At 73.4% G+C, this 16,563-nt stretch carries 11 protein-coding genes; 6 read left to right on the forward strand and 5 right to left on the reverse strand.

The window, feature by feature from the left end; all coding sequences use genetic code 11:
• Positions 1–82 precede the first annotated feature (82 nt).
• Positions 83–895, forward strand: coding sequence for an SGNH/GDSL hydrolase family protein (locus AC5WRL_RS03460; RefSeq protein WP_496086733.1), 813 nt, complete (start codon positions 83–85; stop codon positions 893–895).
• Positions 896–1,535: 640 nt separating this feature from the next.
• Here the strand turns inward: AC5WRL_RS03460 and AC5WRL_RS03465 are convergent.
• Positions 1,536–2,810: an SWIM zinc finger family protein gene (locus tag AC5WRL_RS03465; RefSeq protein WP_496086734.1), complete on the reverse strand. Its 1,275-nt coding sequence runs from the start codon at positions 2,808–2,810 to the stop codon at positions 1,536–1,538.
• Positions 2,807–5,668 (reverse strand): SCO1167/SCO6262 family helicase, encoded by a 2,862-nt coding sequence (locus AC5WRL_RS03470; RefSeq protein ID WP_496086735.1) that lies wholly within the window; start codon positions 5,666–5,668, stop codon positions 2,807–2,809. Before AC5WRL_RS03470 ends, AC5WRL_RS03465 begins: the two co-directional genes overlap by 4 nt.
• A gap of 190 nt (positions 5,669–5,858) precedes the next feature.
• Between AC5WRL_RS03470 and AC5WRL_RS03475 the strand changes: the two genes are divergently transcribed.
• The 4 genes from AC5WRL_RS03475 to AC5WRL_RS03490 all read left to right on the forward strand — a co-directional run bounded on the left by AC5WRL_RS03475 (position 5,859) and on the right by AC5WRL_RS03490 (position 9,394).
• Entirely contained in the window at positions 5,859–6,971 is a 1,113-nt protein-coding gene (locus AC5WRL_RS03475) for a fatty acid desaturase family protein (protein WP_496086736.1), read from the forward strand.
• 43 nt (positions 6,972–7,014) lie between these two features.
• On the forward strand, positions 7,015–7,197 hold the full coding sequence (locus tag AC5WRL_RS03480; protein WP_496086737.1) for a tail-anchor membrane protein: 183 nt from the start codon (positions 7,015–7,017) through the stop codon (positions 7,195–7,197).
• 201 nt (positions 7,198–7,398) lie between these two features.
• Entirely contained in the window at positions 7,399–7,791 is a 393-nt protein-coding gene (locus tag AC5WRL_RS03485) for a roadblock/LC7 domain-containing protein (protein ID WP_030738511.1), read from the forward strand.
• A 496-nt stretch (positions 7,792–8,287) separates the two neighbouring features.
• Complete coding sequence (locus AC5WRL_RS03490) at positions 8,288–9,394, forward strand: DUF6397 family protein (protein WP_496086738.1); 1,107 nt, start codon at positions 8,288–8,290, stop codon at positions 9,392–9,394.
• A 23-nt stretch (positions 9,395–9,417) separates the two neighbouring features.
• Here AC5WRL_RS03490 and AC5WRL_RS03495 read toward each other — a convergent pair whose 3' ends face one another.
• A complete protein-coding gene (locus AC5WRL_RS03495; RefSeq protein ID WP_496086739.1) occupies positions 9,418–11,931 on the reverse strand; it encodes a DEAD/DEAH box helicase in 2,514 nt (837 codons plus the stop codon).
• A gap of 126 nt (positions 11,932–12,057) precedes the next feature.
• Here AC5WRL_RS03495 and AC5WRL_RS03500 point away from each other — a divergent pair, with 126 nt between their 5' ends.
• A complete protein-coding gene (locus AC5WRL_RS03500; protein WP_496086740.1) occupies positions 12,058–12,843 on the forward strand; it encodes a metal-dependent hydrolase in 786 nt (261 codons plus the stop codon).
• Positions 12,844–12,972: 129 nt separating this feature from the next.
• On the opposite strand, the gene AC5WRL_RS03505 is transcribed toward AC5WRL_RS03500, so the two are convergent.
• Positions 12,973–14,790 carry an ABC transporter ATP-binding protein gene (locus AC5WRL_RS03505; RefSeq protein WP_496086741.1) on the reverse strand — a complete coding sequence of 606 codons (1,818 nt, stop codon included), beginning with the start codon at positions 14,788–14,790 and terminating at the stop codon, positions 12,973–12,975.
• Positions 14,787–16,559, reverse strand: coding sequence for an ABC transporter transmembrane domain-containing protein (locus AC5WRL_RS03510; RefSeq protein ID WP_496086742.1), 1,773 nt, complete (start codon positions 16,557–16,559; stop codon positions 14,787–14,789). Before AC5WRL_RS03510 ends, AC5WRL_RS03505 begins: the two co-directional genes overlap by 4 nt.
• Positions 16,560–16,563 lie beyond the last annotated feature (4 nt).

Genomic DNA, 16,563 nt, shown 5'->3' on the forward strand with positions numbered 1-16,563 from the left:
CATGGACGCGACTTGCGCCGGGTACGGCGCACACCGAGCGAACCGCCAACCAACCCCCCACAGACCTTCCTTGGGAGGCTCCATGACATTGCTCCGCACGGTGAAGCTGGCCGCCACCGCGGCCCTCACCCTCTGCGTCACCGCCCTCGCCCCCGCCGCCGCATCCGCACAGGACACCCCCACCGCCGCGGCGACCTCCTATGTGGCGCTCGGGGACTCGTACTCCTCCGGCGTCGGCGCCGGCAGCTACGACAGCGGCAGCGGCGACTGCCGCCGGTCCACCGTCGCCTACCCGCAGCTGTGGGCCAACGCGAACGCCCCCTCCTCCTTCGCCTTCACGGCCTGCTCCGGCGCCCGCACCACCGATGTGATCAACACTCAGCTCGGCCCGCTGAACGCCGGGACCACACTGGTGAGCATCAGCATCGGCGGCAACGACGCCGGCTTCGCCGACAGCATGCAGACCTGCGTACTCAACGGCACCAGCGCCTGCCTGGCCGCAGTCGCCACCGCCAACCAGTACATCGCCACCACCCTCCCCGGCCGGCTCGACGCCGTCTACGACGCGATCCGGGCCAAGGCCCCCAACGCCCAGGTGGTCGTGCTCGGCTACCCGCGCATGTACCAACTGTCCGGCAGTTGCGCGATCGGCATCAGCGAGGAGTCCCGGGCCGCCATCAACGGCGCCTCCGACCATCTCAGTGAGGTCACCGCCAAGCGGGCGGCGGATCACGGCTTCACCTACGGCGACGTCCGTCCGGCGTTCACCGGCCATGAGATCTGCTCGTCCGACGCATGGCTGCACAGTGTGACCCTGCCGATCAACGACTCCTACCACCCCACCGCCACCGGCCAGTCCCGTGGCTACTACCCGGTTCTGGCCGGCCTGGCCTGACCCCCCGATGGGGCCGCCTCCGAAAGGAGGCGGCCCCATCCCCATCCCCGCCCGCCACGTGCCAACTCGCCGGCACGGGCCACCCTGGGCACCGATCGGCACACCTCACGCCACCGGCCGGATGGCCGGCCGATGGCGGAACCCGGTCGCCGCCGGTGTCCCCCCGCGCTGCCGACGACACGCCCGGCACGGGCAGTCGCGGCCCACCGCCGATCCCCGGTGCCGGCGCCACCTGCCGGTCCGGCATCCGACCGGCGTCGCGAGCCGGCCCGCACCGCCGCCCGGGGGCACCCGCCCGCGCCGGCCGGGGCCGCGGAGTCGGGCGGACCCGTCGCCCGGCGCCCGCACGACGGCCACCCCGGTACCGGGACTCCCACGGCCCTTCGCCCCCGTTGTCCGGCCACCCGGGCGAGCCCGTGCCGGCACCTCACTCCACCGAACCGGCGGAACCGCCCGCCCGATGGCCCCGGCCCGGCCCACCGGCCGTACGGGAGCCGGCGGCGCGACGGTCCCCGTCCGCGTCCCGAACCGGTGCGGCCGGCCCCGGCCGGTGGTCCCCCGGCCCCCGCGCCCGCTTTCGCGGGTCTCCGTACCCGCCCCACCGCACGCGCCTCGCCCGCCCGCGGCGGGGCGGCGGCACTCACCCCGGCCCCGCGGTCCCCTCCCGTGCTGTCAGCAACGCGACGGCCGGGTCGCCGGCGGGGGAGCCCGCCGGCGACCAGTGGCCCGCCTCCTTGCGGAACGGCCACCACCGGCCGTCCGCCCCGTACCGCAACTGCGCGCCCTCACCGATCGCCGTCCAGTGCGTGCCGGCCGCCCGCAGCCGGGGCCGCGCCGCCGCGTCGTCCGCCCACGCGCCGGCCAACTGGGCCACCGCCGAGGCGGGCGCCGCCCCCGGCGGATCCTCCAGCACCGCGAGCCCCGCGCTGCCACCCGCCCGCCAGGCCCGTACCGCCAGCCGCAACTCCCGCACCGTACGCCGGCAACCGCGCGCCAGCCGGGCCGTCACCGGATCCGCCGGGCCACCCGCCGCCAGCCGGACCGCGTCCTGCCACACCTCCCACTCGGCCGGCACCGGCTGCCCCGCGTGGTCGGGCCGCAGCGCCGGCGCCAGCAGCGCCCGGGCGCGGGCCGCCGCGTCGGCGGCCAGAAACTCCAGCGCCGCCGCGTCCACCCCCGGCGCGTCGCAGGGCACCAGCGCCGGCGGCGTTCCCGCCCGCTCCACCATCGGCGGCGCGGCCGGCAGCGCGGGATCGCCGGCCGCCGCCCACGCCGCGTACCGCTCGGCGGCCGGCACCCCCTCCGGCGCGCTCCGCCCCGGCTCCGGGGAGGGCGCCGAGGCGGCCCGCACCTCCCGCAGCACCTCCTCCTCATCGCGCCCGCGCAACAGCAGCAGCACCCACGGATCCTCGTCCAGCAGCCGCGCCGCCTGGTAGCACAGCGCCGCCGTGTGCTCGCAGTGGTCCCACTCCCCGCACTCGCACTCCGGCTCCAGATCACCGATCCCCGGCAGCAGTTCCACCCCGGCCGCCGCAGCGTCCGCCACCAGATGCGGCGGCACATCCCGGTCCAGCAGCGCCGCGATGTGCCCGGCCTCGCCCGCCACCACCGCCAGCAGCCGCTGCCACTCCTCCGGCGCCAGCCGGCGCAGCGTCACATCCGCCCGCCACCCCACCCCGTCCCGGTCCCGTACCACGGCGGTCAGCCGCCCCGGCCGTACCGACACCGCGCCCACCATGCCCGCCCGGGCGTTCCGCCGGCCCGCCGCCAGCCGCGCGCCCTCCAGCGCCGAGTCCTCCACCGCCTTCAGCCAGCTGACCCCCCACCAACTGCTCGCGAACCCCCGCCCATGGGCCGGCGGCAGTGCCGCGAACACCCGCTCGCTCTCGTTCCGGGGTTCCTCGTCCCAGGTCATGTCACCCTCCGCAGCGTCACCAGATCCGCCAGCTCGGCATCCGTCAATTCGCTCAGCGCGGCCTCCCCGGAGCCGCCCAGCACGGCGTCCGCCAGCGACTGCTTGCGCCGCAGCAGCGCCGCGATCCGGTCCTCGACCGTCCCCTCCGCGATCAGCCGGTGCACCTGCACGGGACGGTCCTGCCCGATGCGGTACGCGCGGTCCGTCGCCTGCGCCTCGACCGCCGGATTCCACCAGCGGTCGAAGTGGATGACGTGCTCGGCCCGGGTGAGATTGAGCCCGGTCCCGGCCGCCTTGAGCGACAGCAGGAACACCGGCAGCTCACCACGCTGGAAGTCCCGTACCAGCTCCTCGCGCCGGGCCACCGGCAGTCCGCCGTGCAGCAGCGCGGCGGGCACCGCGCGGGCCGCCAGGTGTTCCGTCAGCAGCCGCGCCATCCGCACGTACTGGGTGAAGACCAGCACCTGGGCGCCGGACGCCAGGATGTTCTCCAGGAGTTCGTCGAACGCCTCCAGCTTCCCCGAGCGTCCCGCCAGCCGGGGCGCGTTCTCCTCCTTGAGGAACTGGGCCGGATGGTTGCAGATCTGTTTGAGGGAGGTGAGCAGCTTGACGATCAGCCCGCGCCGGGCCACCCCCCGCGAGTCGGCGATCTCGGCGAGCGTCTCGCGCACCACCGCCTCGTAAAGACCGGCCTGTTCGGGGGTGAGCGACACCGCCCGGTCGGTCTCGGTCTTCGGCGGCAGCTCCGGGGCGATGCCCGGGTCGGACTTGCGGCGGCGCAGCAGGAAGGGCCGTACCAGGGCGGACAGCCGCTCGGCGGCGGCCGGGTCGGCGCCCGACTCGACGGGGTCGGCGTAGCGGGCGCGGAAGGCGGTCAGCCGGCCGAGCAGGCCGGGGGTGGTCCAGTCCACGATGGCCCACAGCTCGGAGAGGTTGTTCTCCACGGGGGTGCCGGAGAGCGCGACCCGGGCGCGGGCGGGTACGGTGCGCAGCGCCTTCGCGGTGGCGGAGGCGTGGTTCTTGATGTGCTGGGCCTCGTCCGCGACGACCAGGTCCCACTCGGCGGCGCCGGCCAGCTCGGCCGCGTCCAGCCGCATGGTGCCGTAAGTGGTGAGCACGAACCCCCTGTCCGCCAGGTCAGCCGGCCGGCGGGCGGGGCCGTGGTAGCGGCGCACCGGCGTGCCGGGGGCGAACGTCTCGATCTCCCGCTGCCAGTTCCCCAGCAGTGAGGCCGGGCACACCACCAGGGTCGGCCCGCACGGTCCGTCGAGGGTGCGGCGGTGCAGATGGAGCGCGATGAGCGTGATGGTCTTGCCCAGACCCATGTCGTCGGCGAGCACCGCGCCCAGGCCGAGCGAGGTCAGCCGGTGCAGCCAGCCAAGACCGCGCAGCTGGTAGTCGCGCAGGGTGGCGGTGAGCGCGGGCGGCTGCGGCACGGGCCGGTGCAGGGGGCTCTCGGGGTCGGCGAGTTGGCGGCGCAGCTCTTCCAGCGCGCCGGTGGCCCGTACCTCGATCTGCTCCTGATCGTCGGTGTCACCGGCGTGCTCGCCCTCCACCCGGCCGGTGAGCGCGGCGCGCAACGCCTCCACCGCCGTGAGCTTGCGTTCGGGGCGCGCCCGGGCGCGGCGCAGCGCCTCGGGGTCCACCAGTACCCACTGGTCGCGCAGCCGGACCAGGGGGCGGCCGGATTCGGCGAGCCGGTCGAGTTCCGCGCGGGTGAGCGGGGTGTCGCCGAGGGCGAACCGCCAGTCGAAGGCGGTGAGGGCGTCGGGGGAGAGCAGGCCGGTGCCGGGGCCGCTCGCGGAGCGGTCGTCGTCGGCGCCGACGACGGCGTGGGTGCTGAGGGTACGCACCAGGTCGCGGGGCCAGTGCACCTGGACGCCGGCGGCGGTCAGCGCGCGGGAGACGGGCGCGCCGAGGAGTTCGGCGATCTCCTCGTCGGCGAGGTCGACGGCGTCGGGGACGGCGGCGGACAGCAGTGGGGTGAGGGCGTCCCAGGCGGTGGCCGCGCGGCGCAGGGTCAGCAGGGCGTTGGTGCGGGCGGTGGGGGAGAAGGCGCCGGCCGGGGCGGTGCCGGCGAAGACCTGCGCGGCGTCGGCGACGACGGTGGGGTCGGTGAGGCTGTGCAGTTGGGCCACGGCGCGGAACCGGCCCCGGGCGGTGTCGAGTCCGTGCGCCTCCACCCGCAGGGAGAGCCGTACCCCGGCGTCGTGTCCGGCGGCGACCTCGGCGGCCCAGGTGCGCAATTGGGGGCGGCGCTGGGCGGGGCGGTCGGCGCGGTCGGCGAAGGCGGGGCCGCCGGCGGCCAGGGCGGCGGCGGGGGTGCGCGGAAGGGTGTCGGCGACGGCGTCGAGGAAGGCGCGCAGCAGTTGGCGGGGCGCGGGCAGCCGCAGCGGGTCGGCCGGTCCGGTGCTGTCCCCGGGCAGTGGTACGGCGTGGGCGTGCACCGGCATGGCGTCGGCGAGTTCGCGCAGCCGTTCGGCGTCGGCGGTGTCCAGCGGCCCGAGCCGCCAGGCGTCGTACTCCTGGGGGCTCAGTCCGGGCAGCAGCCGCCCCCGGGCGGCGAGTTGCAGGGCGAGTACGGCGGCGGCGCCCCAGTACGCGGCGGCGCCGGCGCCGGCGGCCCGGGCCCGGGTGAGCAGCGGCAGGGCGTCGCGCACCGGCAGCACCAGTGCGGGGACCGTCACCGCCGCCACGGTGTCCCCGGCGGCCGGGAGGACGACGGTCAGCTCGCGGGGCTCGGCCGTGACGGTCGGCGGTGGCCGGCCGGGCAGGGCGGGTGGCGAGCCGTCGGGCTGCCAGAACGCCACCTCGGAGGCGCGCGGTGGGTCAGCCGGGAGAAAGACGGCGGCGCTCATGCATTCCTCAAAGTTGACTAGCCGGCGGGAGCGGCCGAGGGTACCCCATGGCCGGGGCCGGGTGGAAACCGCACAACGGGGGTGGGGCTGGGTACACCATGATCCGGGGGTTGCTGCCATGGCGGCCGGCAGCCGGCGGTTCATAGGTTCATCACAACCGATCCGCCGACCCCGTACCGGAGTTGCCGCCATGCCAGAAGCGCCGGCCCCCGCCGTGCCCGTGCCCGACATCGAGGCTGTGCCGCCCGCACCCCACGGGGACGAGTTCGCCCCGCTGCTGCGGCAGATCAGGGGCCAGGGCCTGCTGGAGCGGCGCCGCGGCTGGTACGCGGTCTCCATCGCCGTCAACGCGCTCGCGCTGGCCCTCGTGATCGGCGCGATGGTGCGGCTGGGCGACACCTGGTGGACACTGCTGCTGGCCGTACCGCTGGCGCTGTTCTCCACCCGCACCGCGTTCTTCGGGCACGACGCCGGGCACTCCCAGATCGCCGGACGGCGGGCCAACCGGCTGCTCGGGCTGATCCACGGGAATCTGCTGCTGGGGATGAGCTCGGCCTGGTGGAACGACAAGCACAACCGACACCACGCCAACCCCAACCACCTCGACAAGGACCCGGACGTGGGGGTCGGGGTGATGGTGTGGACCGCCCACCAGGCGGAGAAGCGGCAGGGGTTCGGCCGCTGGCTCACCCGCAACCAGGCGCGGCTTTTCTTCCCGCTGCTGCTGCTGGAAGGCATCGCGCTGAAGGTCTCCAGTCTGCTGATGGTGCTGTCGGCGCGGGGCTGGGAGCGGCAGGGGCTGCGGCCCCGGCTGCTGGAGGGGCTGCTGCTGGCGGCCCACCTGGCCGGGTACGTGCTGCTGCTGGGCACCGTGCTGTCGCCGGGAAAGGCGGTGGTGTTCGGCCTGATCCACCACGCGCTGTTCGGGCTGCACCTGGGGTCGGTCTTCGCCCCCAACCACAAGGGCATGGAGATCCCGGGGCCGCAGGACCGCTGGGGGCATCTGCGCCGGCAGGTGCTCACCTCGCGCAACGTACGGGGCGGGCTGGTCACCGACTGGCTGATGGGCGGGCTCAACTACCAGATAGAGCACCATCTCTTCCCGAGCATGCCGCGCCCGCATCTGCGGCTGGCCCGTCCGCTGGTGCGGCACTACTGCCGGGAGGCGGGCGTGAAGTACACCGAGACCGGGCTGCTCGACTCCTACCGGCAGGCGCTGAGCCACATGCACGCGGTGGGTGCGCCGCTGCGGGCCGGTCATGTTCCGGGCGGAACGGGGGACACTGGGAGTGCGTTCAACTGAGGGGCGGCACCGGCCGCCCCTCGCGGCGGAGAGGAATCGGACGATGTCGACAGGTGCGAAGGTCGCGATCGCGGGGATCGCCGCGGGACTTGTGGTGTGGTGGCTGACCAGCTTCTGGATCGCGGCGCTGGTGATCTTCGGGGTTCCGGCGGGTGCGTATCTGCTGCTCGACCCCTCCCAGCGGCGCCGGGTGCGCCGGGTGGGGCGCAAGGAGCTGGGCCGCTGAACCGGGGGCGCCCACCGGGCGCCTCCGACCGGTGAGGTGTGAGATCCCTCATGGCGTGTTCCCGATGGCACCCGCGCGTGCGGCCCCGGAGGGGAAACGGTACGGTCCCTTCCGGATAGCGGTGAAAACAGGTGGTTGCCGACGGCCTCTTACTGGGGAAGGCTGACACAGCAGTCGCCTTACGAGAAGGGGGAGCTGGGGATGGCACTGAGCACCACACTCGACTGGATGCTGGACGATCTGGTGAAGCGCCTGCCGCGCGTGCGGCATGTCCTGCTGCTGTCCAGCGACGGTCTGGTGACGTCGGTGAGCAGAGGGCTGAAGCGCAACAGCGCCGAACATCTGGCGGCGGTGGCCTCCGGGTTGCACTCCCTCGCCAAGGGGGTGGGAGAACACTTCCGCAGTGGCGGGGTCCGGCAGACGATGATCGAGTTCGACGACGGCGTGCTGCTGGTGACGGCGGCGGGTGACGGCAGCTGTCTGTGCGTGCTGGCCGGCTCGGACGCGGACATCGGGCAGGTCGGTTACGAGATGACCCTGCTGGTGAACAAGGTGGGCGAACACATGGGACTGCCGGCCCGCGAGACCCCGTAGTCACTCTATGGAGTGATATCGCCACGTTTTGTTGCGGCGAGTGGTCGCGCGCCCTACTCTGATTACAGAGAGTAGTCAGAAGCGGCGAGAAGAGGCCACCATGTCCCCCCACTCCCCCCACCAGCACTTCGAACCGACCCCGGCCGGCACCACCGGCACCGGGCCGGACAGCATCCGAACCGGTCCCCAGCGGCCCGGAAGCCCGGAAGCACAAGCACCGGGCCTGCCGACCACAACCCCCACGACCGGCGAGGCGCCCAAGTCACCCGAAGGTGCCCATCCCGATGCCCCCGGGGGCACCCCGCCGAACCCGACCCGCCACCCCCCGGGCACAGCCGAAGCTGCCCGGCCCGAGCCCCCGAGGCCCCACCCGCCCACCGCAACCTGCGCCCGGACCACACCGGACCCGCCCGCCCACGCGCCCGGGCCCCGCCCACCGGCCGCCGGCCCGATCCGTACCACCGAGGCCACCGGTGCGGCCGGTACGGTTCCGCCCGTGCGCTGCCGGACCACCGGCCCGCAACGCACCACCATCACGGACATCCCCGGCGGCACGGCGGCGGAAGCCCGCCCCGTGCTTTCCCGCGCACCGGCCGCACCCGGGGCGACCCGACCCGGGAACACACCGAATCCGCCGGCCTGCGCCCCCGGGCCGGGCACACCGGCCGCTGCGGTGCCGGCCGGTGCCAGGACGCCGGCCACCGGCGGCTGCGGCGCCGCGCCTTTGCGGGCGGGCCCGTGCCCCGGCCGGCCCACCGTGGACGCCCACGGCGCCCCGCCCCTTCTCGGGGACGAGGACGACACACAGCCGCAGCCCGGCGATGTGCCCATCGGTGACTGGACCTGCGCCACCCGCGCCGCCGTCCGGGAACTGGGCATGAGGCGCCACGAGTTCGAGGCAGCCCTCGACCTGGAGGAGCTTCCCACCGTGGCCTGCGAGGGCGCGCCCTGGCGCCGCAGGGTGCCCAAGGCCGCGCTCGACCGGCTGCGCGGTGACCGCCGCACCCGGTCCGGGCTGCGCGATCGCGTCCATCTGGTCAACGCCACGGCCGGCGCCGACCTGCTCGGCATCAGCACCGCCCGCTTCGCCCGGCTGGCCCGGGGCGGCTGCTTCGGCCCGGTCGGCTTCCACATCAACCGCTACCACGCCATCGTGTGGCGGTATGCCGCCGGCGAGCTGCGCGACCTCGCCGGGCACCGCCCGGACCTGCTGCGCGGTCCCGTCCCCGAGGGGCTGCGGAAAGCCCTCGCGGCGGGGGAGGACTGGCGGCCCAGGAAATGGCGCGCCCGTCGCACCGCCCTGCTGGGCCGGCAGGCCACCGGCCCCTGGGAGAAAGCAGCGGTCCAGGCAGCCGTCCTGGAGCCGCCCACCCTGCGCGAGGCGGTCCCCGACGCCGACGAGCGCGCCCGTCTCGGCCGGCTGCGCCCGCCGCTGCTCAGCGGCGATCCGGGCGGCACTCGCACCGGGCTCGTCGCGGGGGTGCTGCTCGCGACCGACCCGGAAGAGGTCCGCTGGTACCGGTCACTGCTCCTGCTCCACCTCGCCGACGCCAGGGCCGCCCGCCCCGCGCCCGGAACGGCCCCGGCGCCGTGCCCGGCATGACCCGCCCCACCGGCCCCGGGCGGTCAGAGCTGACCGACGTCCACCACCTGCAGGACGGCGCGGCCCTCGGCATCCGAGGCCGTCAGATCCACCTCCGCCGTGATGCCCCAGTCGTGGTCACCCGCCGGGTCCGCGAAGGTCTGCCGCACCCGCCACAAGCCGTCCTCGGGCCGCTCCTCGATGCTCAGCAGCTTCGGCCCCCGCGCGTCGGGCCCGGTGCCCAACTCGTCGTACTCCTCCCAGTAGGCGTCCATCGCCCGCGCCCACCGCTCCGCGTCCCAGCCTGCCTCGCCGTCCAGCTCGCCCAGCTCGGCGGTACGGTCCCAGGCCGCCAGCTCCACCCGGCGGAACAGCGCGTTGCGCACCAGTACCCGGAACGCCCTGGCGTTCGCGGTGACCGGCTTGACCTGGTCGGCCCGCTCCTGGGCCTCCTCCGCGTCCTCCTCGGCCGGATTGGCCAACTGCTCCCACTCGTCCAGCAGACTGGAGTCGACCTGGCGCACCAGCTCGCCCAGCCAGGCCGTGATGTCCTGGAAGTCCTCCGACTTCAGATCGTCGGGGACGGTGTGCTCCAGCGCCTTGTAGGCCCCGGCCAGATAGCGCAGCACGATGCCCTCGGTACGGGCCAGCTCGTAGTGGGAGACGAACTCCGAGAAGGTCATCGCCCGCTCGTACATGTCCCGCACCACCGACTTGGGGGACAGCGGGTGGTCCCCGACCCACGGGTGGCTCCTGCGGTAGAGGCCGTAGGCGTGGAAGAGCAACTCCTCCAAAGGCTTGGGGTAGCTGATGTCCATCAGCCGCTCCATGCGCTCCTCGTACTCCACCCCGTCCGCCTTCATGGTGGCGACCGCCTCGCCGCGTGCCTTGTTCTGCTGGGCGGCCAGGATCTGCCGGGGATCATCCAGCGTCGACTCCACCACCGACACCATGTCCAGCGCATAGGAGGGGGACTCCGGATCGAGCACCTCGAAGGCCGCCAGCGCGAAGGTGGACAACGGCTGATTGAGCGCGAAGTCCGCCTGGAGGTCGACCGTCAGCCGTACGGTGCGGCCCTGCGCGTCCGGCTCGGGCAGCCGTTCCACCACGCCGCCGTCCAGCAGCGAACGGTAGATGGCGATCGCCCGCCGGATGTGCCGCAACTGGGCCCGGCGCGGCTCGTGATTGTCCTCCAGCAGCCGCCGCATCGCCTCGAAGGCGTTGCCGGGGCGGGCGATCACCGACAGCAGCATCGCGTGGGTGACCCGGAACCGCGAGGTCAGCGGCTCCGGCTCGGCGGCGATGAGCTTCTCGAAGGTGCTCTGGCTCCAGTTCACAAAGCCGTCGGGGGCCTTCTTGCGGACCACCTTGCGCCGCTTCTTCGGGTCCTCTCCCGCCTTGGCCAGCGCCTTCTCGTTCTCCACCACGTGCTCGGGGGCCTGTGCCACCACAAAGCCGGCGGTGTCGAAGCCGGCCCGCCCCGCCCGGCCCGCGATCTGATGGAACTCCCGGGCCCGCAGCACCCGCACCCGGTTGCCGTCGTACTTGGTCAGCGCGGTGAACAGCACCGTGCGGATCGGCACATTCACCCCCACCCCCAGGGTGTCGGTGCCGCAGATGACCTTCAGCAGGCCGGCCTGGGCCAGCTTCTCCACCAGCCGCCGGTATTTGGGCAGCATCCCCGCGTGGTGCACCCCGATCCCGTGCCGCACGAACCGGGAGAGATTACGGCCGAAGGAGGTGGTGAACCGGAAGTTCCCGATCAGCGCGGCGATCTGGTCCTTCTCCGCCCGGGTGCACATGTTGATGCTCATCAGCGCCTGGGCCCGCTCCACCGCCTGCGCCTGCGTGAAGTGGACGATGTAGACCGGGGACTGATGCGTCTCCAGCAACTCGGTGAGGGTGTCGGTGAGCGAGGTCGTCCGGTACTCATAGCTCAGCGGGACCGGACGGGTGGCGGAGCGCACCACCGTCGTCGGCCGGCCGGTGCGGCGGGTCAGATCCTCCTCGAACCGCGACATGTCGCCGAGCGTCGCGGACATCAGGACGAACTGCGCCTGCGGCAGCTCCAGCAACGGGATCTGCCACGCCCAGCCGCGGTCCGCCTCGGCATAGAAGTGGAACTCGTCCATCACCACCTGGCCGATGTCCGCCTGCGCGCCGTCCCGCAGCGCGATGGAGGCCAGCACCTCGGCGGTGCAGCAGATCACCGGCGCGTCCGCGTTGACCGAGGCGTCCCCGGTGAGCATCCCGACGTTCTCGGTGCCGAAGATCTTGCACAGATCGAAGAACTTCTCCGAGACCAGGGCCTTGATCGGCGCGGTGTAGAAGGTCACCTCGTCCCGGGCCAGCGCGGCGAAGTGCGCGCCTGCCGCCACCAGGGACTTGCCGGAGCCGGTGGGCGTGGACAGGATGACGTTCGCTCCCGAGACCACTTCGATCAGCGCCTCCTCCTGAGCGGGGTACAGAGAGATCCCTCGCTCTTCCGCCCATGACGAGAACGCGTCAAAGAGGGCATCGGGGTCGCTGTCGGCAGGCATCTGATCGATAAGGGTCACCGTCCCATACTGCCCGCACCATGCGGCGAAACCGCAACCGGCTGCTCATCCCAAGATCACATGGGACTACGCTGTGCCGCCAACAGAACTCCACAGACGACGAGTAGAAGGCGGGGGCGCACCCAAATGATGGGACCGGCGCATTCACTGTCCGGCGCGATGGCCTGGCTGGGGGTGGGCCTGGCAGCAGCCGCCGCCGACCATCCGATGCCCTGGCCCGTCCTGCTGGCCGGCACGCTCATCTGCGCGGGCGCCGCCCTCGCACCCGATCTCGACCAGAAGGGCGCCACGATCTCCCGCGCCTTCGGACCACCCTCCAGGTGGCTGGCCGGCCTGATCGACAAACTGTCCGTGGCCGTCTACAACGCCACCCGCGCCAAGCGCGAGCGGCGCCGCTCCGGCGGCCACCGCACCCTCACCCACACCTGGCCCTGGGCCCTGCTGATCGGTGCCGGCTTCTCCGCCGGCGCCGTCCTCTTCGGCCGCTGGGCCGTGCTGATCATCCTGTTCATCCACATGGTGCTCGCCGTGGAGGGACTGCTGTGGAAGATGGCCCGGATGTCCAGCGACGTCCTGGTATGGCTGCTCGGCGCCACCAGCGCCTGGATCCTGGCCGCCGTCCTCGACGAGCCCGGCAACGGCTCCACCTGGCTGTTCAGCGAGCCCTACCTGTGGCTGGGCATCCCCATCGTGCTCGGCGCCATGGTGCACAACCTCGGCGACGCCCTCACCATCTCCGGCGTCCCCGTCCTGTGGCCGCTCACGATCAAGGGCCGGCGCTGGTACCCGGTAGGCACCCCCGCCTTCATGCGCTTCAAGGCCGGCGCCTGGGTGGAGAACAAGGTACTGATGCCGGTCTTCATGGTCGTCGGTGCCGCCAGCGGCATAGGCGCCCTGGTCCTGGCCGCCTGAACGCGGCTCGGGCCGCCGCCCGGCGGAGCCGACCGCCCCCGGTGCCGGCAGCCGGGCGGTGCGGTGCCACCCCGTTGAGGGAAGCACCGCACCGCGACCCGGTCGCCGGCCGGACACCGGCCCGCCGCGTCACCGCACCGTCTCGGCGTCATCCTCCCGGGCAGGGGACCCGTGCCAGGAGCGCCACAGCGCCGCGTACGCGCCGTCGGCCGCCACCAGTTCGTCATGACTGCCCAACTCACTGATCCGGCCGTCCTCCACCACCGCGATCACGTCCGCGTCATGCGCGGTGTGCAGCCGGTGCGCGATCGCGATCACCGTACGGCCCTCCAGCACCCGGCCCAGTGAACGCTCCAGATCCCGGGCCGCCCGCGGATCCAGCAGCGAGGTCGCCTCGTCCAGCACCAGCGTGTGCGGATCCGCCAGCACCAGCCGGGCCAGCGCGATCTGCTGCGCCTGCGCCGGAGTCACCGCCACCGCACCGGATCCCACCTCCGTGTCCAGGCCCTCCGGCAGCTCCCGCACCCAGCCGTCCGCGTCCACCGCACCCAGCGCCGCCCACAGCTCGGCGTCCGTCGCACCCTCCCTGGCCAGCAGCAGATTGTCCCGCAACGGGCCCACGAACACATGGTGCTCCTGGTTGACCAGCGCCACCTGCCGCCGTACCAGCTCCGCCGGCATCCCCGCCAGCCGCGCACCACCCAGCGTGATGTCCCCGCTGCCCGGCGCGTAGATCCCCGCCAGCAGCCGGCCCAGCGTCGACTTGCCCGCCCCCGAGGGACCGACCAGCGCCATCCGGGTCCCCGGCGGCACCCGCAACGACACCCCGTGCAGCACATCACGGCCCGCCGCATAACCGAACCGCACCCCCTGAGCCGTCAACTCCCGGCCGTCCGGCGACAACGAGGCATCCGCGTCGCCGTCCTCGATCTCCCGCACCCCCACCAGCCGCGCCAGCGACACCTGCGCCACCTGCAACTCGTCGAACCAGCGCACGATCATCCCGACCGGCTCCACCAGCATCTGCGCCAGCAGCGCCCCGGTGGTCAGCTGACCCACCGTCATCCAGTCGTTGAGCACAAAAGTGCCACCGATCATCAGCACACCGGACAGAATCAGCGCGTGGTAGACGTTGATCGTCGGAATCAGAATCGTCCGCAGCCACAGCGTGTACCGCTCCCACCGCGTCCACTGACCCACCCGCAGCTCCGACAGCTCCACCCGCGCCGCCTCAAGACGGTGCACCTCGATCGTGCGCCCCGCGTCCACCGTCTCCGCCAGCGCGGCGGCCACCGCCGCGTACCCCGCCGCCTCCGCCCGGTAGGCACCCGGCGCCCGCCGGAAGTACCACCAGCACCCCGCCACCAGCACCGGCAGCGCGATCAGCACCCCCAGACCCAGCGCCGGAGCCGTCACCACGATGCCGCCCAGCAGCAGCCCCGCCCACACCACGGCGATCGCCAACTGCGGCACCGCCTCCCGCATCGCCTGCGCGAGCCGGTCCACATCCGTGTTGATCCGGGCCAGCAGATCCCCCGTACCCGCCCGCTCCAGCACCCCCGGCGGCAACGCCACCGACCGCACCAGAAAATCCTCGCGCAGATCCGCCAGCATCCGCTCACCCAGCACCGCGCCGCGCAGCCGCACCATCCGTACGAAGAACGCCTGCACCGCCAGCGCCACCGTGAACAGCGCCACCGTGCGTACCAGATGCAACTCCTCGACACCCGCCGACAGGTCCTGCACCACCCGCCCCAGCAGATACGGGCCCACCATGGACGCCAGCACCGCCAGCGTGTTCACCCCCACCAGCAGGGCGAACGCCCCCCGGTGCCGCCGCAACAACTCCCGCACATACGCCCGCACCGTGTGCCGGCCCGCCACCGGAAGAATGGTGGCGTGCTCGACCGACGCCGGATCGTAGTCGGGTGGCGAAACGCCGATCATGCCGTCTCCTCCGCATAGTGAGTGGGCAGCGGCTCCCGCGTGACAACCGCCCGATACTCCGGGTGCGAGCCCAGCAACTCCCGGTGCGCCCCGCTGGCGGCGACCCGGCCGTCCGGCACGAACACCACCTCGTCCGCCCGGTCCAGCAACAGCGGCGACGAGGTGAACACCACCGTGCTGCGCCCGGCCCGCAACCCCGCCAGACCCTCCGCGATCCGCGCCTCGGTGTGCGAGTCCACCGCCGAGGTCGGCTCATCCAGCACCAGCACCTCCGGATCGGTCACCAGCGACCTGGCCAGCGCCAGCCGCTGCCGCTGCCCACCCGACAGCGAGCGGCCCCGCTCCGTGATCCTGGCCTCCATCGGATCCCCCGCCGGCCCCTCGGCCGCCCGCGACAACGCCGCCAGAACGTCCTCGCACTGCGCCGCCGCCAGCGCCCGCCCGACCTCGACCTGCCCCGAGGACGGCACCGCCAGCAACTCCCGCAGCGTGCCGGACAACAGCACCGGATCCTTGTCCTGCACCAGCACGGCGGTACGCGCCACCGCCAGCGGCACCCCGTCCAGCGGCACCCCGCCCAGCAGCGCCGAAGGCTCACCCCGGCCGTGCAGGGGATGGCCGCCCAGCCGCTCGGCGAGCCGCTCCGCGATGTTCGGATCCCCGCACACCACCGCCGTCAACAGCCCCCGCCGGGCCACCAGACCACTGGCCGGATCAGTGAGATCACCACGCGGCGGCCCGACCTGCCCGGCCGCCGCCACCACCCCACCGGTCTCCCGCAGCAGCCCCAGCACCCGCACCGCCCGCTTCGCGGACGGACGCGAGAACGTGAACGCCATCGCCGCCTCCTGGAACAGCCGCAGCGGGAACATCAAGAACGTGGCCGCCCCGTACACCGTCACCAGCTCACCCGGCGTTATCCGCCCCTCGCCCGCCATCCTGGCCCCCTGCCACACCACCGCGATCAGCAGCAGCCCCGGCATCACCACCTGCACCGCGTCGATCAGCGACCACATCCGGGCGCTGCGTACCGACGCCGCCCGTACCTCCTGGGAGGCCCGCCGGTAGCGGTCCAGGAACAACTCCTCGCCGCCGATGCCGCGCAGCACCCGCAGCCCGGCGACAGTGTCCGAGGCCAGCTCGGTCGCCCGCCCCGACTTCCAGCGCTCCGCGTCCGCGCGGCGCACCGCCATCGGCAGCAGCGGAACGAAGGACAGCACCACGGCCGCCACCCCCGCGAACACCAGCAACCCCAACTGCGGCTCGAAGATGATCAGACCGGTGCACACCGAGAGGGTGACCAGCACGGCCGCCCCGAACCGGGAGACCGACTCGACGAACCAGCCGATCTTCTCCACGTCCCCCGTGGAGACCTTGACGATCTCACCGGCCGCCACCCGCTGCGTGAGCATCCCGCCCAACTGTGTGGCGCGCCGGGCGAGCAACTGCTGGACCCGGGCCGCCGCCGTGATCCAGTTGGTGATCGCCCGGCGGTGCAGCATGGTGTCGCCGAGCGTCATGAAGACAGTGATGCCGAACATCAGCAGGCCGGTGAGCGCCAGGTCGCGCCCCGAGCGGTTCACCACCGCCTGGACGACCAGCCCGAGTGCCACCGGCAGCATGGCGATGCTCGCCTGGTGCAACACGCCCCAGCCGAGGGCCTGCGCCTGACCGCCCGCCTGTTTGCGGAACAGCCACAGCAGAAAGCGGAAACCCGACCGGACGTCGGGTTCACCGGGGTCGGAATGCGGAAGATCGCGAATGTGCATGACA

This window comes from Streptomyces sp. NTD107, assembly GCF_059510435.1.